At 33.0% G+C, this 25,300-nt stretch carries 32 protein-coding genes; 20 read left to right on the forward strand and 12 right to left on the reverse strand.

What is annotated here, in order from left to right:
• Positions 1-63: 63 nt before the first annotated feature.
• Together JQN76_RS05895 and sarR are read left to right on the forward strand one after the other, a co-directional pair.
• Positions 64-390 carry a PH domain-containing protein gene (locus JQN76_RS05895; RefSeq protein ID WP_000599584.1) on the forward strand — a complete coding sequence of 109 codons (327 nt, stop codon included), beginning with the start codon at positions 64-66 and terminating at the stop codon, positions 388-390.
• Positions 391-817: 427 nt separating this feature from the next.
• Positions 818-1,165 (forward strand): HTH-type transcriptional regulator SarR, encoded by a 348-nt coding sequence (gene sarR, locus JQN76_RS05900; protein ID WP_000036076.1) that lies wholly within the window; start codon positions 818-820, stop codon positions 1,163-1,165.
• 188 nt (positions 1,166-1,353) lie between these two features.
• Here sarR and JQN76_RS05905 read toward each other — a convergent pair whose 3' ends face one another.
• From JQN76_RS05905 to JQN76_RS05935, 7 genes are read right to left on the reverse strand one after another with little or no spacing between them, the layout of a single operon-like run.
• The gene (locus tag JQN76_RS05905; RefSeq protein ID WP_000344351.1) at positions 1,354-2,190 is read right to left on the reverse strand and encodes an urease accessory protein UreD; all 837 of its coding nucleotides are present in this window, start codon (positions 2,188-2,190) and stop codon (positions 1,354-1,356) included.
• Positions 2,190-2,804 carry an urease accessory protein UreG gene (gene ureG, locus JQN76_RS05910; RefSeq protein WP_000002969.1) on the reverse strand — a complete coding sequence of 205 codons (615 nt, stop codon included), beginning with the start codon at positions 2,802-2,804 and terminating at the stop codon, positions 2,190-2,192. The genes JQN76_RS05905 and ureG overlap by 1 nt, the downstream gene beginning before the upstream one ends.
• A 12-nt stretch (positions 2,805-2,816) precedes the next feature.
• The gene (locus tag JQN76_RS05915) at positions 2,817-3,506 is read right to left on the reverse strand and encodes an urease accessory protein UreF (protein WP_000565255.1); all 690 of its coding nucleotides are present in this window, start codon (positions 3,504-3,506) and stop codon (positions 2,817-2,819) included.
• A complete protein-coding gene (gene ureE, locus JQN76_RS05920) occupies positions 3,499-3,951 on the reverse strand; it encodes an urease accessory protein UreE (protein ID WP_001836617.1) in 453 nt (150 codons plus the stop codon). Before ureE ends, JQN76_RS05915 begins: the two co-directional genes overlap by 8 nt.
• Before the next feature lie 12 nt (positions 3,952-3,963).
• Positions 3,964-5,679, reverse strand: coding sequence for an urease subunit alpha (gene ureC, locus JQN76_RS05925; RefSeq protein WP_000008673.1), 1,716 nt, complete (start codon positions 5,677-5,679; stop codon positions 3,964-3,966).
• Entirely contained in the window at positions 5,676-6,086 is a 411-nt protein-coding gene (locus JQN76_RS05930) for an urease subunit beta (protein ID WP_000612128.1), read from the reverse strand. Before JQN76_RS05930 ends, ureC begins: the two co-directional genes overlap by 4 nt.
• Positions 6,087-6,099: 13 nt before the next feature.
• Positions 6,100-6,402: an urease subunit gamma gene (locus JQN76_RS05935; protein ID WP_000545928.1), complete on the reverse strand. Its 303-nt coding sequence runs from the start codon at positions 6,400-6,402 to the stop codon at positions 6,100-6,102.
• 259 nt (positions 6,403-6,661) lie between these two features.
• Here JQN76_RS05935 and yut point away from each other — a divergent pair, with 259 nt between their 5' ends.
• The 6 genes from yut to JQN76_RS05965 all read left to right on the forward strand — a co-directional run bounded on the left by yut (position 6,662) and on the right by JQN76_RS05965 (position 12,922).
• The gene (gene yut / locus JQN76_RS05940) at positions 6,662-7,567 is read left to right on the forward strand and encodes an urea transporter (RefSeq protein WP_000691095.1); all 906 of its coding nucleotides are present in this window, start codon (positions 6,662-6,664) and stop codon (positions 7,565-7,567) included.
• A 216-nt stretch (positions 7,568-7,783) separates the two neighbouring features.
• Entirely contained in the window at positions 7,784-8,938 is a 1,155-nt protein-coding gene (locus tag JQN76_RS05945; RefSeq protein WP_000999205.1) for an acyl-CoA dehydrogenase family protein, read from the forward strand.
• 213 nt (positions 8,939-9,151) lie between these two features.
• Positions 9,152-10,060: an ABC transporter substrate-binding protein gene (locus tag JQN76_RS05950; protein ID WP_000735038.1), complete on the forward strand. Its 909-nt coding sequence runs from the start codon at positions 9,152-9,154 to the stop codon at positions 10,058-10,060.
• A 398-nt stretch (positions 10,061-10,458) separates the two neighbouring features.
• Complete coding sequence (locus JQN76_RS05955) at positions 10,459-11,400, forward strand: nucleoside hydrolase (protein WP_000163416.1); 942 nt, start codon at positions 10,459-10,461, stop codon at positions 11,398-11,400.
• Positions 11,401-11,520: 120 nt separating this feature from the next.
• A complete protein-coding gene (locus JQN76_RS05960) occupies positions 11,521-12,075 on the forward strand; it encodes a biotin transporter BioY (RefSeq protein ID WP_000208737.1) in 555 nt (184 codons plus the stop codon).
• Positions 12,076-12,151: 76 nt separating this feature from the next.
• Positions 12,152-12,922: a GNAT family N-acetyltransferase gene (locus JQN76_RS05965; RefSeq protein ID WP_000146745.1), complete on the forward strand. Its 771-nt coding sequence runs from the start codon at positions 12,152-12,154 to the stop codon at positions 12,920-12,922.
• 171 nt (positions 12,923-13,093) lie between these two features.
• Here JQN76_RS05965 and fdhD read toward each other — a convergent pair whose 3' ends face one another.
• Positions 13,094-13,891 (reverse strand): formate dehydrogenase accessory sulfurtransferase FdhD, encoded by a 798-nt coding sequence (fdhD, locus tag JQN76_RS05970; protein WP_001030826.1) that lies wholly within the window; start codon positions 13,889-13,891, stop codon positions 13,094-13,096.
• Positions 13,892-14,180: 289 nt separating this feature from the next.
• On the opposite strand from fdhD, the gene modA reads away from it, so the two are divergent.
• The 5 genes from modA (at position 14,181) to JQN76_RS05995 (ending at position 17,959) form a co-directional block, all read left to right on the forward strand.
• Positions 14,181-14,957, forward strand: a complete 777-nt coding sequence (gene modA, locus JQN76_RS05975) for a molybdate ABC transporter substrate-binding protein (protein ID WP_000825082.1) — start codon at positions 14,181-14,183, stop codon at positions 14,955-14,957.
• Between the two features lie 13 nt (positions 14,958-14,970).
• Positions 14,971-15,642 carry a molybdate ABC transporter permease subunit gene (gene modB / locus JQN76_RS05980; RefSeq protein ID WP_001113093.1) on the forward strand — a complete coding sequence of 224 codons (672 nt, stop codon included), beginning with the start codon at positions 14,971-14,973 and terminating at the stop codon, positions 15,640-15,642.
• A complete protein-coding gene (locus tag JQN76_RS05985) occupies positions 15,643-16,248 on the forward strand; it encodes an ATP-binding cassette domain-containing protein (RefSeq protein ID WP_000913019.1) in 606 nt (201 codons plus the stop codon).
• Between the two features lie 169 nt (positions 16,249-16,417).
• The gene (locus JQN76_RS05990; RefSeq protein ID WP_000076931.1) at positions 16,418-17,422 is read left to right on the forward strand and encodes a ThiF family adenylyltransferase; all 1,005 of its coding nucleotides are present in this window, start codon (positions 16,418-16,420) and stop codon (positions 17,420-17,422) included.
• A 30-nt stretch (positions 17,423-17,452) separates the two neighbouring features.
• On the forward strand, positions 17,453-17,959 hold the full coding sequence (locus JQN76_RS05995; RefSeq protein WP_000503820.1) for a MogA/MoaB family molybdenum cofactor biosynthesis protein: 507 nt from the start codon (positions 17,453-17,455) through the stop codon (positions 17,957-17,959).
• Position 17,960: 1 nt separating this feature from the next.
• Here the strand turns inward: JQN76_RS05995 and moaC are convergent, their stop codons facing one another.
• Positions 17,961-18,455: a cyclic pyranopterin monophosphate synthase MoaC gene (gene moaC, locus JQN76_RS06000; RefSeq protein WP_000134527.1), complete on the reverse strand. Its 495-nt coding sequence runs from the start codon at positions 18,453-18,455 to the stop codon at positions 17,961-17,963.
• A 62-nt stretch (positions 18,456-18,517) separates the two neighbouring features.
• On the opposite strand from moaC, the gene JQN76_RS06005 reads away from it, so the two are divergent.
• From JQN76_RS06005 to moaA, 6 genes are read left to right on the forward strand one after another with little or no spacing between them, the layout of a single operon-like run.
• Positions 18,518-19,777, forward strand: a complete 1,260-nt coding sequence (locus JQN76_RS06005) for a molybdopterin molybdotransferase MoeA (RefSeq protein WP_001836619.1) — start codon at positions 18,518-18,520, stop codon at positions 19,775-19,777.
• The gene (mobB, locus tag JQN76_RS06010; protein ID WP_000602940.1) at positions 19,774-20,259 is read left to right on the forward strand and encodes a molybdopterin-guanine dinucleotide biosynthesis protein B; all 486 of its coding nucleotides are present in this window, start codon (positions 19,774-19,776) and stop codon (positions 20,257-20,259) included. The genes JQN76_RS06005 and mobB overlap by 4 nt, the downstream gene beginning before the upstream one ends.
• A gap of 13 nt (positions 20,260-20,272) precedes the next feature.
• Complete coding sequence (locus tag JQN76_RS06015; RefSeq protein ID WP_000808500.1) at positions 20,273-20,719, forward strand: molybdenum cofactor biosynthesis protein MoaE; 447 nt, start codon at positions 20,273-20,275, stop codon at positions 20,717-20,719.
• 5 nt (positions 20,720-20,724) lie between these two features.
• Entirely contained in the window at positions 20,725-20,958 is a 234-nt protein-coding gene (gene moaD, locus JQN76_RS06020; protein ID WP_000866971.1) for a molybdopterin converting factor subunit 1, read from the forward strand.
• Between the two features lie 6 nt (positions 20,959-20,964).
• A complete protein-coding gene (mobA, locus tag JQN76_RS06025) occupies positions 20,965-21,564 on the forward strand; it encodes a molybdenum cofactor guanylyltransferase MobA (protein ID WP_000643985.1) in 600 nt (199 codons plus the stop codon).
• A gap of 19 nt (positions 21,565-21,583) precedes the next feature.
• Positions 21,584-22,606, forward strand: coding sequence for a GTP 3',8-cyclase MoaA (gene moaA, locus JQN76_RS06030; protein ID WP_000230173.1), 1,023 nt, complete (start codon positions 21,584-21,586; stop codon positions 22,604-22,606).
• 263 nt (positions 22,607-22,869) lie between these two features.
• Here moaA and JQN76_RS06035 read toward each other — a convergent pair whose 3' ends face one another.
• Positions 22,870-23,055 (reverse strand): hypothetical protein, encoded by a 186-nt coding sequence (locus tag JQN76_RS06035; protein ID WP_001789125.1) that lies wholly within the window; start codon positions 23,053-23,055, stop codon positions 22,870-22,872.
• 125 nt (positions 23,056-23,180) lie between these two features.
• Here JQN76_RS06035 and sarV point away from each other — a divergent pair, with 125 nt between their 5' ends.
• Positions 23,181-23,531 (forward strand): HTH-type transcriptional regulator SarV, encoded by a 351-nt coding sequence (gene sarV / locus JQN76_RS06040; protein WP_000066900.1) that lies wholly within the window; start codon positions 23,181-23,183, stop codon positions 23,529-23,531.
• 101 nt (positions 23,532-23,632) lie between these two features.
• Here the strand turns inward: sarV and JQN76_RS06045 are convergent, their stop codons facing one another.
• Together JQN76_RS06045 and JQN76_RS06050 are read right to left on the reverse strand one after the other, a co-directional pair.
• Positions 23,633-24,844 (reverse strand): MFS transporter, encoded by a 1,212-nt coding sequence (locus JQN76_RS06045; RefSeq protein WP_000184419.1) that lies wholly within the window; start codon positions 24,842-24,844, stop codon positions 23,633-23,635.
• Positions 24,837-25,277: a MarR family winged helix-turn-helix transcriptional regulator gene (locus JQN76_RS06050; RefSeq protein ID WP_001836615.1), complete on the reverse strand. Its 441-nt coding sequence runs from the start codon at positions 25,275-25,277 to the stop codon at positions 24,837-24,839. Before JQN76_RS06050 ends, JQN76_RS06045 begins: the two co-directional genes overlap by 8 nt.
• Positions 25,278-25,300: the final 23 nt, after the last annotated feature.

Here is a 25,300-nt window from a genome sequence, read left to right on the forward strand (position 1 = left end):
TTAATCACTTGTATTTCATATACCTATGAAGAATAGTTTATAGTTTTAAGTGGGAGGGATATTATGATTTTAGATAATGTGAATCCAAATGATTTATTTCCAACTGAAAAAAAGGGTCCGTCAGTGCTAGGAATAATTGAGTATAAAGTTCAAGGTGAGAATGAATTTGAAGGGGCATTTATAGCAACAAATGAAAGATTAATTATGAATGTAGATATGAATGGCCAATTTTATTATAGAAGTATTAGTTATAATGAAATAGAGAAGATAGATTATGATGGTCAAACTATAATGTTCAAATTTAATATTGGTAATGTCCCAATGCATGATATTAAAAGTGATAACGTTGAAATGTTTGTTGAATATGTAAAACAACATATGATAGTATAATGTCAATGTATGTAGGTTGATAAGAAGAGTTTGAATGATAACTCATTGCATTTAAAGATAAATGGCATGCGTTATGATTTAAAGCTCTTCTTTTTTTATATTTTATAAATTTTGTGAGCAAGCCATCCAATTAATATAAAAAATATCAAATCAAACACGTTGATATAGATTAAAATTTTAAAAGTTTACATATCAGTTAAGATACAAAATATTCAGACTAATAATTTTCAATTTGGCAAAATATCTTAAACATCAAATTATTATAAGAAATAAATGTATTTAACCATATTCTAGTAATAAAAATATTGAATTTTTATACTTATTTGTTTAGAATGAACTTTATAACATAGTTGGATAGAGTTTCGATTTAATAAATTACATGTGAACCTTGCTACAACAAGATGTGCATCAGAGGAGTGGTTTAATAATGAGTAAAATTAATGACATTAATGATTTAGTCAACGCAACATTTCAAGTTAAGAAGTTTTTCAGAGATACAAAAAAGAAGTTCAATTTGAACTATGAAGAAATTTATATTTTAAATCATATTTTAAGAAGTGAGTCTAACGAAATCTCATCTAAAGAGATTGCTAAGTGCTCAGAGTTCAAACCTTACTATTTAACTAAAGCTTTACAAAAGCTAAAAGATTTAAAATTGTTATCAAAGAAAAGAAGTTTACAAGACGAAAGAACAGTTATTGTTTATGTTACAGATACACAAAAAGCAAATATTCAAAAACTGATTTCAGAATTAGAAGAATACATTAAAAATTAAATCAAGGTTAATTGCGTTTAATAACATTGAACGATAACAATTTATTAAAACGAAGTTATTTATTCAGCATTGGGACATAAAATTAACTTAAAATTTAAATATTGAAGATGCTTTAATTAAAGTTAAAGACTAGCCATACCTTATTTCAGCTTATTAAGCTTGAAACAAGGTACACTAGTCTTTTTATTTTAATATTTTCTTAGAAAATCAAGTTTACGATCATAAATATTTTCTGCGATATAGCTTTGGATGATTCCAAGTATTTTCTCTATAATTTGTGTGCGATAAGCAAAAATTCTAACTGCAAAACCATGTGTAGGCAATTGAGAAATAGCAACACGACAATCGAATGTATTGCTATAAGAACTAATGGTTTCATAAACTGAATCGATTAGTTTTTGGTTAACATCTTCATGTATGAAGTAAGCAGAGCCGTAATGAGAGTAATGTTCCATATAACCTATTTCATTGATCGATTGTTTATTAGGATTCAATAATAAATTATCATATGTGACTAACTCATCTTCAATATAAATTTCATTTATTAAATGCATATATTGATACTTGAAGGCTTCGCCAGTTTTTGAATAACCAGGAGTTAAAATATCAGTATAAAATAATGAACTAGAATTATTGAGATTGAACGTATTGTGTTGATAAAATTTAGCATTTTCATATGCGATGATTGGATCAGCGACATATTCTAAATATGCGTTATCTTTCAAATTAAAAGTTTGATACTGCTCAACATGATTGGAAGGTGTCTTGTATATTTTTGTTGCACCTTGAGATGTCAATGTCACTTTAGCGTTATCTTCGACATTCACATTCATACGGTAACGATCTCCATCTAAATAACCACCACCTACATTTACTATATAAAATGTAGGAATGGTAGATTGATTTAGATAAACTGGACGTATCACTTTAAGTGCTTTTTCAAAGAAAATATCTCTTGATACTGATCGGTTGCCATCAAAAAACACTGTTAAATCAAGTTGCCCAGTCCATTGTTGTTCATCCATTATGATAATCCTTTGAGTAAAGTGTCGCGTTCAATCCAATCGATAACTTCATCCAAACCTTCGTCAGTTTTTAAGTTAGTAAAAGTAAATGGACGTTTACCACGAAATACTTTAGTATCTTCAGCCATTTGTTCTAATGATGCACCTACATAGGGAGCTAAATCAGTTTTGTTAATTATAAAGAAATCTGACTTAATCATACCTTGACCACCTTTACGTGGAATCTTTTCACCTTGAGCAACATCGATAATATATATTGAAAAGTCAACAAGTTCTGGGCTAAATGTTGCTGCTAAGTTATCGCCACCAGATTCTATGAAAATTAGTTCTATATCGTCATGACGTTCTAATAATTCGTCTATTGCTGCAAAGTTCATAGATGCATCTTCACGAATCGCAGTATGAGGACATCCACCAGTTTCAACACCAATGATACGACTTTCAGGTAGAACTCCTGAATTTACTAATATCTTTTCGTCTTCTTTTGTATATATATCATTTGTAATAACGCCGATACTCATTTCTTTTGAAAGACGTTTTACAACTTTTTCAATTAATTGTGTTTTACCTGCACCTACAGGACCACCAATACCAATTTTAATCGGATTTGCCACAATTATAACCTCCTATGATATGAAAATTCTAACATTGACGTTCTCATGCGCCATTTGATTTAGTTCTAAACCAGGCGCTGTCATGCCAAAATCTGCTTCTTTTAATTCGAAAATCTGCTTTCTTGTTCCTTCTATATAAGGAATCATGTGAGTAACTATCTTTTGACCAGCAGTTTGTCCAAGTGGAATAGCACGAACAGCATTTTGAGTTAAACTTGAAACATTTTGATATAAATAGTAATCAATAATCGTTTCAATATCTACACCTAAATGATGGCCTAGCATAGTAAAACAAATAGCTGGATTTAACTTTGCTTTCTTATCTTGCATTTGTTGATGATACCAAGCAATCCATGGGCTATTATAAAGTTCTAAAGCCAATTTAACCATGCGAGTCCCCATTTGTTTTGCACCAACACGTGTTTCTTTAGGTAAGTTTTGAACAAACATCAGTTTATCTATGTGTAATACTTTTTGTGTATCATCATTTTCCAATGCATCATAAACTAAACGCATGGCTAAACCATCAGAATAGGTAAGTTGCTCTTGTAAAAACATTTTTAACCAAGCAATAAAAGTATGATCGTCATGAATTATATTTCGTTGAATATATGTTTCAAGACCAAATGAATGACTGAAAGCACCTGTTGGAAACTGTGAATCACAGAACTGAAATAATCTTAAGTGTGTATGATCAATCATGAGAATGCCCTATATGTCTGAAAGCCTTATTAACTTTACGGTCTTCTCGAACATATGGGATGCCTAAACTTTTTAATAAATCTTCAACTAAATAATCATATTGTACTAGCATTTCAGTCTCTGTAAATTGTGCTGGCAAATGACGATTTCCTAATTGATGGGCTATATCTCCCATTTCTTGCAATGTTCTTGGTTGAATCACTAAAAGATCTTCTGAATTAACATCCAAAATAATCATATTATGGTCATCTGCGTATAAAATATCTCCATATTGTAAGTCAATAGGTTGTTTTAAACGAATGCCTATTTCAGTGCCATGGTCTGTAACGACTCTTTGAATACGTTTAACAAGATCTGAATTTTCAAGGTATACTTTTTCGACGTGCTTTTGTTTTTCTGAATTTGACAAATTGGCAATATTGCCTTGGATTTCTTCAACAATCATTCTATGTTCCTCCTAGAATAAGAAGTATCTTTGAGTTAATGGTAACTCAGTTGCTGCATTACTTGTAATTTTTTCTCCATCTACATATACTTCATATGTTTGTGGATCAACGTCTAATTTAGGTGTTGCGCTGTTATTTTTCATATCTGCTTTAGATAATTGTCTAATATTTTTAACTGGACGCACCATGCGTTTTAAATTTAATGCACGATTGATACCATTTTCATAAGCAGTTTTAGACACGAATGTCATTGACGTACTTGTAAGGTTTCCGCCGTATTGACCATACATTTTACGGTACTTCATCGGTTCAGATGTAGGTATAGAACCATTTGCATCGCCATTTACGGCAGAGTTAATTAATCCGCCCTTTACAACTAATTCAGGTTTAACCCCAAAGAAAATTGGGTCCCATAAGACAATATCAGCTAGTTTGCCCGGCTCGATAGATCCTACATATTCAGAAATACCATGTGTAATTGCTGGGTTAATTGTATATTTAGCGATATAACGTTTGATGCGATTATTATCATTATGTTCAAAATCACCATCTAAAGGACCACGTTGTTCTTTCATGCGATGTGCTACTTGCCATGTTCGTGTAATTACTTCACCTACACGGCCCATTGCTTGTGAATCGGAACTAATCATACTGAATACACCCATATCTTGCAGAACATCTTCTGCTGCAATCGTTTCTTTACGAATACGTGAATCTGCGAATGCGATATCTTCAGGAATAGCCGCATTTAAATGGTGAGTAATCATTACCATATCTAAATGTTCATCTACAGTATTATGTGTATAAGGCAAAGTTGGATTTGTAGATGAAGGTAAAATATTTGAAAATGCAGCTGATTTAATTAAATCAGGCGCATGACCGCCACCAGCACCTTCAGTATGGTACATATGAAGTACACGGTCTTTAACAGCAGCCATTGTGTCTTCCATAAATCCTGCTTCATTTAAAGTATCTGCATGTAATGCAATTTGAACATCAAATTCATCAGCAACATCTAATGCATGACTCAAAGCAGATGGTGTTGCACCCCAGTCTTCATGTACTTTTAATCCAATTGCTCCGGCATTGATTTGTTCAATGAGTGCAGTTGGATTTGTTGCTTGTCCTTTACCTGTAAAACCGACATTAATCGGTAAACCTTCGGCAGCTTCTAACATTCTATGAATATGCCATGGACCTGGAGTTACAGTTGTTGCTTTAGAACCTTCTGAAGCACCAGTACCACCACCAATATGAGTCGTAATGCCACTTTCTAATGCGACCTCTGCTTGTTCAGGATTAATAAAATGAACATGAGTATCAATACCACCAGCAGTGACGATTTTACCTTCAGCGGCAATGATATCTGTTGTTGAACCTATAATAATGTCGACATTATCCATTATATCTGGGTTGCCGGCATTACCTATGGCGAAAATATAACCATTTTTAATGCCTATATCAGCTTTAACCACTTTATCGTAATCGATAATAACGGCATTAGAAATGACAAGGTCTGCAACGTTCACGTCATCACGTGTTACACGAGGATTTTGCGCCATACCGTCTCTAATAGATTTACCACCACCAAAAGTAGCTTCTTCACCATAAACCGCATAGTCTTTTTCTATTTGAGCAAATAGATTCGTATCACCTAAACGAATGGAATCTCCAACAGTTGGACCGTATAAGCTCGTATATTGATTTTGCGTCATTTTAAAGCTCATGATCTTTTTCCTCCTTTTTTATTCACGTTTTCAGCACCGTTATCTCCGAATACACCTGCATATTCATCATTTTCATCAGTTGGGCGATAGACACGTGACTCATCGATAGGACCATTGACCATACCACGAAAACCAAAAATTTTACGTTTGCCAGCATATTCAACTAATTGAACTTCTTTTTTATCCCCAGGTTCAAATCGGACAGCTGCTCCAGCTGGGATATCTAAATGTTTTCCATATGCCATTTCACGTTCGAAATCTAATGCTGCATTTGCTTCATAAAAATGAAAATGTGAGCCCACTTGAATTGGTCGATCTCCTGTATTTTCAACTTCGATAACTGTTTCAGGATGATGGTTATTAATTTCAACCTCTGTACTTTTTGTAATAATTTCTCCAGGTATCATTTGACTGCCTCCTTTAAACAATAGGGTGATGTACTGTGATTAACTTAGTACCATCGGGGAACGTAGCCTCGATTTCGATATCTGTAATCATGTGTTCGACACCATCCATGACATCTTCTTTGTTTAGAATTTGTCTACCATAACTCATTAACTCTGCAACGGTCTTACCATCGCGTGCACCTTCTAATAATTCATCGCTGATTAAAGCTAATGCCTCAGGATGATTTAGTTTCAAACCACGTGCTTTACGACGACGTGCAACTTCCGCCGCCACTACAATCATTAATTTGTCTTGCTCTCGTTGTGTAAAATGCAAATTAAAACCCCCAATTTCATATTAGATACAATTTACAAAATTTATATTAATCCTAATTGTTGTGATAAACAAGTAATATACAAAGTTCAATGTGTAATTAGAAAATTATATTTTTAGCATATCCGATATTAAAGCAAACAATCTAATCGAAAACAAATAGTGGAATATATTTATGTAAAAACCAAAATAGTTTTTAATATAACTTTTCATAGAATAGTAGTATATTAATGAGTAATGATTCAAAGGAAAGGTGAAAGATTTGAAGATAATAGATGTGCTTTTGAAAAATATATCTCAGGTTGTGTTAATTAGTAATAAATGGACAGGATTATTTATCTTAATAGGATTATTTGTAGCCGATTGGACAATTGGATTAGCGGCTATTGTAGGTAGCATCATCGCCTATACTTTTGCGCGTTTTATAAATTATAGTGAGGCAGAGATTAATGATGGGTTAGCTGGATTTAATCCAGTGCTAACTGCCATTGCGTTAACAATCTTTTTAGATAAGTCAGGATTAGATATTGTTATAACAATGATAGCAACTTTATTAACGTTACCAGTTGCTGCTGCAGTGAGAGAAGTTTTAAGACCATATAAAGTTCCGATGCTGACGATGCCTTTTGTCATTGTGACTTGGTTTACAATTTTACTTTCAGGACAGGTTAAATTTGTAGATACATCGTTAAAGTTAATGCCTCAAAACATTGAAACGGTTAATTTTAGCAACAATGATAGAATACATTTCATTCAGTCATTATTTGAAGGATTCAGTCAAGTATTTATCGAAGCGAGTGTAATTGGTGGCGTATGTATTTTAATCGGCATATTGATAGCATCAAGAAAAGCAACACTCTTAGCTGTTATAGCTAGTTTGTTAAGCTTTATCATTGTAGCTCTATTAGGTGGTAATTATGATGATATTAATCAGGGATTATTCGGTTATAACTTTGTATTAATGGCAATCGCACTAGGATATACATTTAAAACAGCGATTAACCCTTATATTTCGACTTTTTTAGGTGTGTTATTAACAGTAGTGGTGCAACTAGGTACAACAACATTGCTTGAACCGTTTGGCTTACCTGCATTAACATTGCCATTTATTATCGTGACATGGATTTTATTATTTGCTGGTATTAAACATGACAAAGTAGATGCTTGATAGTTAAATCAAACCTAATATTGTTTGAATATCACCTTAAACTATACAGCGAATTGTATAGTTTAAGGTGTATTTTTATGGATAAAATTAAGTGCATACTTAATCGAATTATCAGTTTTCTTTTAATTGTTCACAGCACGTTCCTTTTTATTTTTAAAGTCGAGTGTTAAACTAGGAATAAATAATTTATATTGTGTGTTGTGTGGGGTGACTAATATGAATGATATGGATAATTCCTTTTTAATAACAACGGAAATTCAAAGAAAATGGATTGAAAAATTCAAAGTAATTAGAGATACATTTAAGGCTAAAGCTGAATATAATGATCAACATAGCCAATTTCCATATAAAAATATTGAATGGTTAATTAAAGAAGGTTATGGAAAATTAACGTTACCAAAAGCATATGGTGGTGAAGGTGCGACCATAGAAGACATGGTTATTTTGCAATCATTTTTAGGCGAACTTGATGGTGCCACAGCATTATCTATTGGTTGGCATGTGAGTGTCGTAGGACAAATTTATGAACAGAAATTATGGTCTCAAGATATGTTGGAGCAATTTGCTGTTGAAATTAATAATGGTGCATTAGTTAATAGAGCAGTTAGTGAAGCTGAAATGGGTAGTCCAACAAGAGGGGGAAGACCAAGTACACATGCTGTTAAAGCTGATGATGGGTATATTTTAAATGGTGTGAAGACATATACATCAATGAGTAAAGCACTAACACATATTATTGTTGCTGCTTATATAGAAGAATTAGAAAGTGTTGGTTTTTTCTTAGTAGACAGGAATTTGCCTGGTGTTGAAATTGCCGATAATTGGGACGTATTAGGTATGCGAGCGACAGAAAGTCATGATTTAATATTAAATGATGTAAAAGTACCATTAAAACATTTAGTGGAAACAGAGAAAAGTAAAGCGCCAAATGGTTGGATATTGCATATACCAAGCTGTTATTTAGGTATAGCACAAGCTGCTAGAAATTATGCTGTAGACTTTGCAATCCAACATAGCCCTAATAGTATTGAAGGAACGATTGCAACATTGCCAACTGTGCAACAAAATTTAGGGAAAATGGAAACGCTATTGTTATGTGCGAGACAATTTTTATGGAGTACAGCAAAAGGGTATCAACAATATAAAGATGACAGTCAGATAAGAAATCCAACAAGTGCGAGTAAAGTGATGGTAATGAATCAAGGGCTTGAAGTGATTGATTTAGCGATGAGAATAGTTGGTGCTAAAAGCTTAGAAATGAATCGACCATTACAACGTTACTATCGTGACATGCGTGCAGGATTACACAATCCACCTATGGAAGATGCAGCATATACAAATATTGCTAAGAGTATTACAGATACATTTTAAATTTAAAAAGGTAAATCGATCGTTGATTGGCATAAAGAGATGAAATTTGACGTTCGGATTTACCCTTTTTTGTGGGGATTTATAGGGATGTTAAGATATTTTGCTAAATTTTTTGCGAAAATAAAAAAATAAATAGCACTAGCTATTGTAAATGTATATGCAATCTTGTATAATTTTGGAATAATTGATAATCATTTTCAATAGGAGGAAATTATGAAAAAACTATTATTACCATTAATAATTATGTTATTAGTGTTAGCTGCGTGTGGGAACCAAGGTGAAAAAAATAACAAAGCTGAAACTAAATCTTATAAAATGGACGATGGCAAAACGGTAGATATTCCGAAAGACCCTAAACGCATTGCAGTAGTTGCGCCAACATATGCTGGTGGACTTAAAAAATTAGGTGCAAACATTGTAGCTGTAAATCAACAAGTCGATCAAAGCAAAGTATTAAAAGATAAATTTAAAGGTGTTACAAAAATTGGTGATGGCGATGTAGAAAAAGTTGCTAAAGAAAAGCCAGATTTAATTATTGTATACTCTACTGACAAAGATATTAAAAAATATCAAAAAGTAGCACCAACAGTAGTTGTTGACTATAATAAGCATAAATATTTAGAACAACAAGAAATGTTAGGGAAAATTGTTGGTAAAGAAGATAAAGTAAAAGCTTGGAAGAAAGATTGGGAAGAAACAACTGCTAAAGACGGTAAAGAAATTAAAAAAGCAATTGGACAAGATGCAACAGTGTCATTGTTTGATGAATTTGATAAAAAATTATACACTTACGGCGATAACTGGGGTCGTGGTGGAGAAGTATTATATCAAGCATTTGGTTTAAAAATGCAACCAGAACAACAAAAGTTAACTGCAAAAGCAGGTTGGGCTGAAGTGAAACAAGAAGAAATTGAAAAATATGCTGGTGATTACATTGTGAGTACAAGTGAAGGTAAACCTACACCAGGATATGAATCAACAAACATGTGGAAGAATTTGAAAGCTACTAAAGAAGGACATATTGTTAAAGTTGATGCTGGTACATACTGGTACAACGATCCTTATACATTAGATTTCATGCGTAAAGATTTAAAAGAAAAATTAATTAAAGCTGCAAAATAATTCAGCTATATAAGTTAGTGAAATGAGAGTCTGAAACATATCAATCTTTTGATATTGTATTAGGCTCTTATTTTTATAGCTAGAAAGTTAGATATTTGTATTTTTTTAAATAATAAGTGCCGTTGTTATCGTTCAATTTAATTAATGATAGATTAGTATTATTATAGCTATAGTAGTATACCTGAGAAAATAGCCCAATGTATCTCTTTATTAATAAGTTATATCATAATTATTTTAGTGCATACTTTATGGAAGGGATATCAGGGAATGGCTATCAATAAAAGAAGAGGTTTAAAAGGATTACAACAGAATGTTATGATTTTGTAGAAAGATATATAACAACGTTTTATAAAAACATAATATTGTTAATGGAAAATGAAATGTAAGGGGGATTTCGAGTGACTAAGAAAGTTTATTTTAACCATGATGGTGGTGTAGATGATTTAGTGTCTCTATTTTTATTATTACAAATGGAAAACGTTCAATTGATAGGGGTCAGTACAATTGGTGCTGATTGTTATTTAGAGCCATCTTTGAGCGCATCAGTAAAAATTATTAATCGTTTTTCAAATGAAGATATTCAAGTTGCGCCATCATATGAACGAGGAAAAAATCCATTTCCTAAAGAATGGCGTATGCATGCCTTTTTTATGGACGCATTGCCAATTTTAAATGAGCCAGTCAAACATGTTGCTTCAAATGTGAGCGACAAAGAAGCCTTTGAAGACATTATTCAAACTTTAAAGAGACAATCAGAAAAAGTAACATTATTATTTACAGGCCCGCTTACAGATTTAGCAAAAGCACTACAAAAAGATTCATCTATCGTTCAGTATATAGAAAAATTAGTTTGGATGGGTGGTACCTTTTTACCAAAAGGAAATGTTGAAGAACCTGAGCATGATGGTTCTGCAGAATGGAATGCATATTGGGATCCAGAAGCGGTTAAAATTGTTTTTGATAGCGATATAGAGATTGATATGGTTGCTTTAGAAAGTACGAATCAAGTACCGTTAACGTTAGATGTTAGACAAAGATGGGCGAATGAACGCCAATATACGGGCATTGATTTTTTAGGAGTAAGTTATGCAGCGGTACCACCATTAACACACTTTATAACAAATTCTACTTACTTTTTATGGGATGTTTTAACGACTGCTTATATTGGTAACAAGGACTTGGTTCATTCAATTGAGAAAAAAGTCGATGTAATAAGTTATGGACCAAGTCAAGGTAAGACATTTGAGTGTAAAGATGGGCGCAAAATTAATGTCATAAATCATGTAGATAACAACGCATTTTTTGATTATATAACTGCACTTGCTAAAAAAGTAAATTAACAGCTGTGTAGAATAATTAAGGTTTTAATTTATATAGAACAACTTATTGTAAACTTTTCGTTTCTTAAAGTTTACAATGGTGCTATAATAATGGTCATGAAATACGAAAGGAAGTAAAAAATGACAACAAAACAGTTAGTATATACAGCTTTAATGACAGCGATTATCGCTATTTTAGGATTGGTACCGGTAATTCCACTACCATTTTCTTCAGTACCAATTGTACTTCAAAACATTGGTATTTTCTTAGCAGGTGTGATTTTAGGACGTAAATATGGCACATTAAGTGTTATCGTCTTTTTATTATTAGTAGTTGCTGGCTTGCCACTGTTATCAGGCGGTCGCGGTGGCATTGGTGTATTCGCAGGTCCTTCAGCAGGGTTTTTACTATTATATCCAGTTGTAGCATTCATGATTGGTGCGATTCGTGATAGATTCATCAATGAAATTAATTTCTGGATTTTATTCGTTGGTATTTTAGTTTTTGGTGTTATAGCATTAGATGTTATTGGTACATTGATTATGGGCATGATTATTAACATACCATTTACGAAAGCTATTTCAATTTCATTAGCTTATTTGCCTGGTGATATATTAAAAGCAATTGTAGCAAGTTTGATTGGTACAGCTTTACTTAATCACTCGCAGTTTCGTCAAATTATGGGATTAAAATAATCATATTTAAGTTAAGATAATAAAGTAATTGAATAAGTTGCTTTGAAATTTATAAAAGTGAAAGGAGTAGGTGTCAATGGCTAGTATAAGTATGTCAGATATATATTGTAACGGCACTATATTTGAAAATGACGACGAGCAGTTAATTTATTTAACGCCTTCTTTTCCACAACGATACACAAGCAACACATGGATATATAAAAAGACGCCTACCCAAGAGCGATGGCTGAAAGACTTAGAACGTCAACATCAATTACATACAAATCAAGGTTCAAATCATTATGCGTTTAGTTTCCCGGAAAATGAACAACTTGATAATCATTGGATGGCTATGTTTAAAGATATGAATTTTGAACTAGGTATTATGGAATTGTATGCCATAGAAAGTGATGCGCTTGCTAATTTGCCGCGTAACTCTGACGTTGAAATTGCCATCGTTGACGAGTCGCATATAGATGCCTATTTAAAAGTTGCATATCAGTTTAGTCTGCCATTTGGAAAAGACTATGCAGATGCACATGAAGAAATGGTAAGGGAACATTATCAAAAAGATGTGATTAAACGCTTAGTAGCTTATTTAAATAATGAACCTATTGGCGTTGTAGATGTCATTGAAAGTGAAAATTACATTGAATTAGATGGATTTGGTGTATTAGAACAATTTCGGCACCAAGGAATTGGATCTACAATTCAATCGTTGATAGGTGAATACGCCATATCAAAAAATCACAAACCAATCATATTAGTTGCAGATGGTGAAGATACAGCAAAAGATATGTATGCAAAGCAAGGTTATGTTTACCAATCATTTTGTTATCAAATATTAAAAGAAGATATTGGCAATTAACGATTGATGATAGGTTTGTATTAGAATAAAAAAGCAGTAAGCTGGTTTCGAGTAGAAATCAACTTACTGCTTTTTAAATTGTTTTGAGCTACTTATACTTATAAAAATAGTGCGTTTAAATTGTTGATTCATGTAGAATATCGTTCATTATGACACACTATAATGAATATGTTATTGTTCAGAATCAATGATACGTTCTGAATGACTGTATATATTAAAGCCACCATTTCGAATAAATCCAACTGCCGTAATATTTAGGTCATTAGCTAAGGTTACAGCAAGCGTTGTCGGAGCTGATTTAGATAAAATGACGCCAACACCAATTTTTGCGGCTTTAATTAAAATTTCTGATGAAATACGTCCACTAAAAATTAATACTTTATCTCGGACAGTAATATGTCGCTGAATACAAAATCCATATAATTTATCTAGAGCGTTATGTCTACCAATGTCTTGTCGATGTACAAAAAATGTCAAACCATCGCTTATAGCAGCATTATGTAAGCCACCTGTTTCTTGGTAAATATGACTTGCACTTTGTAATCGAGTCATCATGTTAATAATTTGCATTGGAGTTAAAGTGATTTTAGACATAGATGTTTTAGCGATAGCAGCATCATTTTGAAAATAAAACTCACGACTCTTTCCACAACAAGATGCAATCATTCGTTTTGTGGAATATTGAAAGCGATCGCCTAAATCTTTATTAAGTTCAACATGGGCAAAACCTTTACTATCATCAATCAGCACAGATTTTAATTCATCTCGCTTTAAAATGGCACCTTCCGAAGCCAGAAATCCAATGACTAACTCCTCAAGGTTTGTTGGACTGCATATAACAGTCGCAAATTCTTCACCATTCACCATAATTGTAAGTGGAAATTCTGTCACATATTGATCTGTTGTATTGAATAATTTTCCATCTTCATATCTAACAATTGGTTGACCTAAAGATACATCTTTGTTCATTATCTAACCCCTTTAATTAGCTTAAACTTTATTTTAAAGCAATTTGCTTAAAATTTTAACATATTTGCTTAAGTTTGAAATTTGATTTATAAAAATTAATAGCGAGCAATCTGTTTGATTTAAATTGAATTCGAGAGTATACATACTAGGGGATCAATTAATAAATATCAATCTTATGCAAATTTGACAATTGTTTGAATCAATATATAAACAGGCAACGGTTCTTTTCAAATATAATAGTAAGTGTATAATGAGAGTGTAAATATTTAATAATTGGGGGTATTTCATAATGAAACGTTTATTTGCTGTTGTGATTGCAATGCTTTTAGTATTAGCTGGTTGCTCTAATTCTAACGATAATAATGAAAGTAAAAAAGATGACGCAGACAATGGTAAGAAACAAGAGATTCAAGTTGCAGCGGCAGCAAGTTTAACAGATGTAACCAAGAAATTAGCTTCAGAATTTAAAAAAGAGCATAAAAATGCTGATATTAAATTTAACTATGGTGGATCAGGGGCATTAAGAAAACAAATTGAATCAGGCGCACCTGTTGACGTATTTATGTCTGCAAATACTAAAGATGTAGATGCATTAAAAGACAAGAATAAAGCGCATGATACATATAAATATGCGAAAAATAGTCTAGTATTAATTGGTGATAAAGATTCAAATTACACTTCAGTAAAAGACTTAAAAGACAATGATAAATTAGCATTAGGTGAAGTGAAAACTGTACCAGCAGGAAAATATGCGAAACAGTATTTAGATAACAATAACTTATTTAAAGAAGTCGAAAGTAAAATCGTTTATGCTAAAGATGTAAAACAAGTATTAAATTATGTTGAAAAGGGTAATGCGAAACAAGGTTTTGTGTATAAAACTGACTTATATAAACAAAATAAAAAAATTGATACTGTAAAAGTAATTAAAGAAGTAGAACTTAAGAAGCCAATCACATACGAAGCTGGTGCTACATCAGATAGTAAATTAGCAAAAGAGTGGATGGAATTCTTAAAATCAGATAAAGCTAAAGAAATACTAAAAGAATACCACTTTGCAGCATAAGGAGTTGTAATCCATGCCTGACTTAACACCTTTTTGGATATCAATACGAGTTGCTGTAATCAGTACGATTATTGTAACGGTTTTAGGTATTTTTATATCTAAATGGTTGTATCGTCGTAAGGGTTCGTGGGTTAAAGTATTGGAAAGTTTATTGATATTACCTATTGTTTTGCCGCCAACGGTATTAGGTTTTATTCTATTAATCATCTTCTCGCCAAGAGGACCAATCGGTCAATTCTTTGCGAATGTACTACATTTACCTGTAGTGTTCACTTTGACAGGTGCTGTGATAGCATCTGTCATTGTTAGTTTTCCACTAATGTATCAACATACTGTGCAAGGCTTCAGAGGTATAGACACGAAAATGATTAATACAGCTAGAACAATGGGAGCAAGTGAAACGAAAATTTTCCTCAAATTAATTTTACCATTAGCTAAACGCTCTATTTTAGCAGGTATAATGATGAGTTTTGCTCGTGCATTAGGTGAGTTTGGTGCTACATTAATGGTTGCAGGATATATTCCAAATAAAACGAATACACTACCTTTAGAAATATACTTCTTAGTGGAACAAGGTAGAGAAAATGAAGCGTGGTTATGGGTATTAGTGCTAGTCGCATTCTCTATTGTGGTTATATCTACAATTAATTTATTGAATAAAGATAAATATAAGGAGGTCGACTAGATGCTTAAAATCAATGTGAAATATCAATTAAAGAACACTTTAATTCGCATCAATATAGATGATACTGAACCAAAAATTTATGCAGTTCGTGGTCCATCTGGCATTGGTAAAACTACTGTTTTAAATATGATTGCCGGATTACGTAAAGCAGATGAAGCTATTATCGAAGTGAATGGGCAATTACTTACTGATACGGCAAAAAACGTGAATGTTAAAATTCAACAACGACGTATTGGATATCTGTTTCAAGACTACCAATTGTTTCCTAATATGACGGTCTATAAAAATATTACTTTTATGGCTGAACCATCTGAACACATCGATCAATTAATTCAAACTTTAAACATTGATCATTTGATGAAACAATATCCTATGACATTGTCAGGTGGAGAGGCACAACGTGTAGCACTTGCACGTGCACTTAGCACGAAACCAGATTTAATTTTATTAGATGAACCTTTTTCTAGTTTGGATGATACTACAAAAGATGAGAGTATTACATTAGTTAAACGTATTTTCAACGAATGGCAAATACCAATCATATTTGTGACACATTCAAACTATGAAGCAGAACAAATGGCTCATGAAATTATTACAATTGGGTAATCATTTATTTGCCATTAAAGAGTTTAGAACGTATTTAAAATTGTAGAAGTGAATGCTTCTATCAGCATTTTAATGATGTTTTAAACTCTTTTTTAGGGGCAGTTTTTTTGAGAGACATTGACGCGCGTCATATAATGAAAGTAATGATAAAAAGAAAGGATAACTTAATGTGAGTCAAGAACGTTATTCAAGGCAAATTTTATTTAAACAAATAGGTGAAATAGGTCAAAGCAAAATAAGTCAAAAATGTGCGTTGATTATTGGTATGGGCGCATTAGGTACACATGTGGCCGAAGGACTTGTTAGAGCAGGCATTGCTAAACTAATCATTGTTGATAGAGATTATATTGAATTTAGTAATTTACAAAGACAAACATTGTTTACTGAAGAAGATGCTTTGAAAATGATGCCTAAAGTGGTTGCAGCTAAAAAGCATTTGCTAGCGTTACGTAGTGATGTTGATATTGATGATTATATTGCCCATGTGGATTATTATTTTTTGGAAACACATGGACAGGACGTTGACGTTATTATTGATGCAACCGATAACTTTGAAACACGACAACTGATTAATGATTTTGCATATAAACATCGTGTACCTTGGATTTATGGTGGTGTTGTACAGAGTACATATACAGAAGCTGCATTTATACCTGGTAAAACACCTTGCTTTAACTGTTTGGTACCACAATTGCCAGCATTAAATTTAACATGTGATACAGTAGGGGTCATTCAACCTGCCGTGACGATGGCAACAAGTTTACAATTAAGAGATGCGATGAAAGTATTAACGGAACAACCAATTGACACAAAAATAACTTATGGTGATATTTGGGAAGGTAGTCATTATTCATTTGGTTTCAGTAAAATGCAACGTTCAGACTGTACAACTTGTGGAGATGTACCAAGTTATCCGTATTTAAACAAGAATGAACAACGTTATGCAACATTGTGTGGTAGAGACACTGTACAGTATGAAAATGCATCAATTACACACGACATTCTTGTTCAATTTTTAAAACAACATCAACTAAATTATCGCAGTAATTCGTATATGGTTATGTTTGAATTTAAAGGACACCGCATTGTTGCTTTTAAAGGTGGAAGGTTTTTAATACATGGCATGACACGCACATCAGATGCCACACATCTAATGAATTTATTGTTTGGATAAAAAAAGATAAGACAAAAGGAGTGTAATATTATGGGCGAACATCAAAACGTTAAATTGAATCGTACAGTTAAAGCAGCCGTACTAACGGTATCAGATACTAGAGACTTTGATACAGATAAAGGTGGTCAATGCGTGCGCCAACTATTACAAGCAGATGACGTTGAAGTGAGTGACGCACATTATACAATTGTGAAAGATGAAAAAGTAGCCATCACGACGCAGGTGAAGAAGTGGTTAGAAGAAGATATTGATGTCATCATTACGACTGGTGGAACAGGTATTGCACAACGTGATGTGACGATTGAAGCAGTAAAACCACTTTTAACTAAAGAGATAGAAGGCTTTGGGGAATTGTTTAGATATTTGAGTTATGTTGAAGATGTTGGCACGCGTGCATTATTGTCTCGCGCTGTAGCAGGTACAGTTAATAATAAATTGATATTTTCGATTCCAGGATCAACAGGCGCAGTTAAATTAGCATTAGAAAAGCTCATTAAACCAGAATTAAATCATCTGATTCATGAGCTTACAAAATAATTTATTGATTTGATTGGCGTTGAAAATCTCCAGATTTACCGCCAGACTTGCTTTCAAGGTAGGTTTCGCCAATAATCATACCTTTATCAACTGCTTTCGTCATGTCGTAAATGGTTAAAGCCGTTGCTGATGCAGCGGTTAAAGCTTCCATTTCAACACCGGTTTTGCCAGTTGTAGAGACAGTTGTTTGAATGTTTAAAGTATAAAGGGGTGCATTTGTTTCATCCCAGCTGAAGTGAACATCTATGCCAGTCAATGGTAATGGATGGCACATCGGAATAATTGTTGATGTATTTTTGGCAGCCATAATACCAGCGATTTGAGCAGTGTTCAATACATTGCCTTTGGTATTGGTGTTATTAGAAATCTGCTTAAAAATAGTTTCATTTACAGTAATGCTTGAATGAGCGACAGCAGTTCTTTTTGTAATTTGTTTGTCTGATACATCGACCATTTTGGCGTGGCCTTGTTGATTAATATGAGTAAACTCAGTCATTTTACCCCTCCTAGTGCATCTAGTATATCATGAAAAAATAAAAGTTTTGGAGATGATTTTTAATGGTAGTAGAAAAAAGAAACCCAATCCCAGTTAAAGAAGCAATTCAACGTATCGTTAATCAGCAGAGTTCAATGCCGGCAATTACGGTAGCACTTGAAAAAAGTCTAAATCATATCTTAGCAGAAGATATTGTAGCTACTTATGATATACCAAGGTTTGATAAATCACCTTATGATGGTTTTGCAATTCGCAGTGTTGATTCACAAGGGGCAAGTGGTCAGAATCGCATTGAGTTTAAAGTGATTGATCATATTGGTGCAGGTTCAGTTTCTGATAAATTAGTTGGGGATCACGAAGCGGTGCGTATTATGACTGGAGCACAAATACCTAATGGCGCAGATGCTGTTGTTATGTTTGAACAAACGATTGAACTAGAAGATACATTTACAATTCGTAAACCATTTTCAAAAAATGAAAATATATCTTTAAAAGGTGAAGAAACAACGACAGGCGATGTTGTTCTAAAAAAAGGACAAGTAATTAATCCAGGGGCTATAGCGGTCCTTGCAACATATGGCTATGCAGAGGTTAAAGTTATTAAGCAACCGAGTGTCGCTGTTATTGCAACAGGAAGCGAATTATTAGATGTTAATGATGTATTAGAAGATGGAAAAATTCGTAACTCTAATGGCCCAATGATTCGTGCCTTAGCAGAAAAATTAGGTCTTGAAGTTGGTATTTACAAAACACAACAAGATGATTTAGATAGTGGCATACAAGTCGTTAAAGAAGCTATGGAAAAACATGATATCGTTATTACAACGGGAGGAGTTTCTGTTGGAGATTTTGACTATTTACCTGAGATTTATAAGGCTGTAAAGGCGGAAGTGTTATTTAATAAAGTAGCAATGCGTCCTGGTAGCGTAACAACGGTTGCATTTGCAGATGGAAAGTATTTGTTTGGATTATCTGGAAATCCATCAGCTTGTTTTACAGGATTTGAACTATTTGTGAAACCAGCTGTTAAACATATGTGTGGCGCACTAGAAGTCTTCCCGCAAATAATTAAAGCAACATTAATGGAAGATTTTACCAAGGCAAACCCATTCACACGATTTATACGTGCTAAAGCAACGTTAACAAGTGCTGGATCTACTGTAGTACCTTCAGGATTCAATAAATCAGGTGCGGTTGTAGCGATTGCACATGCTAACTGTATGGTCATGTTACCAGGAGGGTCACGTGGTTTTAAAGCGGGGCATACAGTAGATATTATATTGACTGAATCTGACGCTGCTGAAGAGGAACTTCTTTTATGATTTTACAAATTGTAGGTTACAAAAAGTCTGGTAAGACAACATTGATGAGGCATATTGTCTCTTTCTTAAAGTCACATGGTTATACAGTTGCTACTATTAAACATCATGGGCATGGTAAGGAAGATATTCAATTACAGGATTCAGACGTCGATCACATGAAGCATTTTGAAGCGGGGGCAGATCGAAGTATTGTACAAGGTTTTCAATATCAGCAAACTGTAACACGTGTAGATAATCAAAATCTTACTCAAATTATTGAAAAATCTGTTACAATTGACACCAATATCGTATTAGTTGAAGGCTTTAAAAATGCTGATTTTGAAAAAGTCGTAGTCTATCGAAATGAAGAAGAGTTGCAAGTATTACAACAATTGTCGAATGTTTGTTATAGCATTAATGTAAAGGAGCATGAAGATTTTACAGCATTTGAGCAATGGTTATTAAATAAAATTAAAAATGATTGTGATACACAATTAACATAGAGGATTGAAATGAATGAAACAATTTGAAATCGTGACAGAACCGATACAAACAGAACAATATCGTGAATTCACTATAAATGAATATCAAGGTGCAGTAGTTGTTTTTACCGGTCATGTTCGCGAATGGACTAAAGGCGTCAAAACGGAATATTTAGAATATGAAGCGTATATTCCAATGGCTGAAAAGAAATTGGCACAAATTGGAGATGAAATAAATGAAAAATGGCCTGGAACGATAACGAGTATTGTTCATAGAATAGGGCCATTACAAATTTCAGATATCGCTGTATTAATTGCGGTTTCTTCACCGCATCGTAAAGATGCCTATCGAGCAAATGAATATGCAATTGAGCGTATAAAAGAAATTGTTCCGATTTGGAAAAAAGAAATTTGGGAAGATGGTTCAAAATGGCAAGGGCATCAAAAAGGGAATTATGAAGAAGCGAAGAGGGAGGAATAAGAGAGATGAAGGTACTTTACTTCGCAGAAATTAAAGATATATTACAAAAAGCACAGGAAGATATTGTGCTTGAACAAGCATTGACTGTACAACAATTTGAAGATTTATTGTTTGAACGTTATCCGCAAATCAATAATAAAAAGTTTCAAGTTGCTGTAAATGAGGAATTTGTACAAAAATCGGATTTCATTCAACCTAATGATACTGTTGCATTAATTCCACCGGTTAGTGGAGGTTAAGGGAGCATGAAAGCAATAATTCTTGCAGGTGGTCATTCAGTGCGATTTGGTAAGCCCAAAGCTTTTGCGGAAGTGAACGGTGAGACCTTTTATAGTAGAGTAATTAAGACATTAGAATCAACAAATATGTTCAATGAAATTATTATTAGTACAAATGCGCAATTGGCAACGCAATTTAAATATCCAAATGTTGTTATAGATGATGAGAATCATAATGATAAAGGTCCATTAGCAGGAATTTATACAATCATGAAGCAACATCCTGAAGAAGAATTGTTTTTTGTCGTTTCTGTTGATACACCAATGATTACTGGTAAAGCTGTAAGCAAGTTGTATCAGTTTTTAGTTTCTCATCTTATTGAAAATCATTTAGATGTCGCAGCTTTTAAAGAAGATGGACGTTTTATTCCAACAATTGCATTTTATAGTCCGAATGCATTAGGCGCTATAACTAAAGCACTACATTCTGATAATTACAGTTTTAAAAATGTATATCATGAATTATCAACGGATTATTTGGATGTCAGGGATGTAGATGCGCCCTCATATTGGTACAAAAATATAAATTATCAGCATGATTTGGACGCTTTAATTCAAAAATTGTAAGCTGTTAGGAGGTCCACAAATGGTAGAACAAATAAAAGATAAACTAGGACGTCCCATCCGTGACTTACGGTTATCTGTGACAGATCGGTGTAACTTTAGGTGTGATTATTGCATGCCTAAAGAGGTATTTGGAGATGATTTCGTATTTTTACCTAAAAATGAACTGTTAACGTTTGATGAAATGGCTAGAATCGCTAAGGTATATGCAGAATTAGGTGTAAAAAAAATACGCATTACAGGTGGAGAACCATTGATGCGACGGGATTTAGATGTACTTATAGCTAAATTAAATCAAATCGATGGTATTGAAGATATTGGTTTGACTACAAATGGTTTGTTATTAAAAAAGCATGGACAAAAGTTATATGATGCTGGGCTACGCAGAATTAATGTCAGTTTGGATGCTATTGATGATACGCTATTTCAATCAATCAATAATCGTAATATTAAAGCGACTACGATTTTAGAACAAATTGATTACGCGACGTCTATTGGTTTGAATGTAAAAGTAAATGTTGTTATACAAAAAGGTATTAACGATGATCAAATCATACCAATGCTTGAATATTTTAAAGATAAACATATAGAGATTCGATTTATAGAATTTATGGATGTTGGTAATGATAATGGATGGGATTTCAGTAAAGTTGTAACTAAAGATGAAATGCTTACAATGATAGAGCAGCACTTTGAAATCGATCCTGTAGAACCAAAATATTTTGGGGAAGTAGCAAAATATTATCGCCATAAGGATAATGGTGTTCAATTTGGTTTGATTACAAGTGTTTCACAATCATTTTGTTCTACATGTACACGCGCAAGGCTGTCATCAGATGGGAAGTTTTACGGATGTTTATTTGCAACTGTCGATGGATTTAACGTTAAAGCGTTTATTCGTTCTGGCGTGACCGACGAAGAATTAAAAGAACAATTTAAAGCTTTATGGCAAATAAGAGATGATCGATATTCAGATGAGAGAACTGCTCAAACAGTTGCCAATCGTCAACGTAAAAAGATAAACATGAATTATATTGGTGGTTAATGTGTAGGGATCACTACATATTAAATCATTAGAGATTCTTTAATATTTCTGTCTTACTCCCTAAAATACAATATTATTTATTAAAGTAAAAACGGTCATATCTATGCCAGATTTAATAGAAATGATCGTTTTTAAAGTTTTTACAAATTGGCGGGGCCCCAACAAAGAAGCTGACAAAAGTCAGCATACAATAATGTGCAAGTTGGCGGGGCCCCAACATAGAGAATTTCAAAAGAAATTCTACAGACAATGCAAGTTGGGGATCAACGAAATAAATTTTGTGAAAAGGTTATTTCTGTCCCACTCCCAAAAATCACTACATAATAAATCTTTAAGGGCTCTTTAACATTGTTGTCACACTCCAAGTCATTGAGTTGTAATATATCTTTTTTAGGTATAAATGTTGTCGAATAAACAACAAGTTGTCCAAAAGATATAAATCTAAACAAGATATAGCTAGCAATTTAATATTTGTAATAGATAAAATGCTAAGTTTGATATATAATAAATTTAAGTAATTGTATAATAATATGAATTACAAACATCTAAGAAGAAACATAGGAGGCATCATATTATGAGTAATAAAGTTCAACGTTTTATAGAAGCAGAAAGGGAGTTAAGTCAGTTAAAGCACTGGTTAAAAACAACACATAAGATTTCAATTGAAGAATTTGTAGTACTTTTTAAAGTGTATGAAGCTGAAAAGATTAGCGGTAAAGAATTGAGGGATACATTACATTTTGAAATGCTATGGGATACAAGTAAAATCGATGTGATTATCCGTAAAATCTATAAAAAAGAGCTTATTTCTAAATTGCGTTCTGAAACGGATGAAAGACAAGTATTCTATTTCTATAGTACTTCTCAAAAGAAATTGTTAGATAAAATTACTAAAGAAATAGAAGTGTTAAGCGTTACAAACTAAAAACTTAAAAAGCATGCCAATCAGTACATCATAATTGCGTCTTGGGGACAGACAAATGATGAATAGAGATTGGCATGCTTTTTATTTTTGAATATAAATATTTAGTTCATGGCATTTCTAGTTACATGACGTCCATGAATTAAGAAGTAAACAAGCATAGTAATGATTGCTAAAGCGGCCATAAAGCCGAAGATTTCACTATATGAAAACATATGAGTAAATAACCCAAGGAATGATGGACCGAAGCCGACACCTGCATCTAGACCAACGTAAAAAGTAGATGTCGCGATACCATATTTAATCGGAGGTGAGACTTTTATCGCAATAGATTGCATTGCAGATGATAAATTTCCATACCCTAAACCTAGGCAAGCCCCAGCAAGTAATATTAACCAGCTTTGATAGCTTGAAATTAAGCACACAAATGAAAGGAAAAGCATGATAAATGCTGGGTAGACAATAATATTTTCATTTTTATCATCCATCAATCTACCAGCAATAGGTCTAGTAATTAACGATGCTATAGCATAGCAAATAAAGAAATAGCTTGCTGCAGTTACTAGGTGTCGCTCTAAAGCAAATGCTTGTAAATAAGTTAGGATGGACGCATAGGTAACGCCAATTAAAAGCATAATTACAGCAACAGGAATGGCCTCTTTTGCAATAAATTGATGAATACTAAATCTTGGTTTATCAATGACATTAGTTTCAGTTTTGTTATTTGTTACTTCGAAATCAACTTTTATAAATAATGAGATAATGAGTCCGAGTATGCCTAATATGACACAAATAATAAACAGTAAATCAATTGCGTATTTTGTAATAAGTAACATGCCTAGAAATGGGCCAATCGCTGTACCTAATACTAAACTTAAAGAAAATAAACTGATGCCTTCACTTTTTCTATTAACAGGGGTAACGTATGCCGCAATAGTACCTGTTGCAGTTGTCACAACTGCAGTTGCGATACCGTTTATGAGACGTACAAAGATTAAAAAAGCTAAAGATCCATCAATAAAATAAAGTAATTGCGTGATAATTAAAGCAATTAAACCAATAAATAATAATCGTTTAGGTCCGATTTGATTTACAAATTTACCTGTAGCAAATCGACCAATTAAAGACCCGACAATAAATAGTCCTACAACTAATCCGGCTAATGAATCGGAAGCGTCGAAAGCTTGCTTACTATAGCCAGCAATAACTACAAGTAACAAATACATGCATAGGTATACGATAAAGTTGACTAAAAAGTTAATTGTAAAACTTTTGGTGAAAATAGGTGATTTATTTAATGAGCCTTGATTAGTCATTGTGTGCCTCCTTTAATAATATTTCATGAATTTGATTCATCACATTTATGGTTTCTTGCATTTGATCTTGCGAAATGTTTGTTTTGGCAACTACTGCTTGTTGGAGCTTTTGTGCATCAAGGCAAACAATCTCATATAATTCATGCCCTTTAGGTGTTAAAGTTAAAAACTTTTTTCGTTTATCCTCTAAACTGTTTTCTACTGTAATAAGGTCATTTTCTATTAGAGCTTTTAAAGTTTTTCTTGCAGTAGGCTTTTCAATTGCACGTCTATGTGAAATTTCAATGAGAGTAGTGGGTTGATATTTAGCTATATCGCGTAAGATTAACCATTGACCATAATATATATTGTGTTTTTCCAAAATCGGCTCTGCTAATTTTAAATAGGGGCGATATATTGTTATAAAACTATTGAAAAATTCTTGTGATAGCATAGTGACATCTCCTAAGACAAAAT

This window comes from Staphylococcus sp. SM3655 (genome assembly GCF_016917315.1).
In the GTDB taxonomy this organism is placed as follows: domain Bacteria; phylum Bacillota; class Bacilli; order Staphylococcales; family Staphylococcaceae; genus Staphylococcus; species Staphylococcus aureus.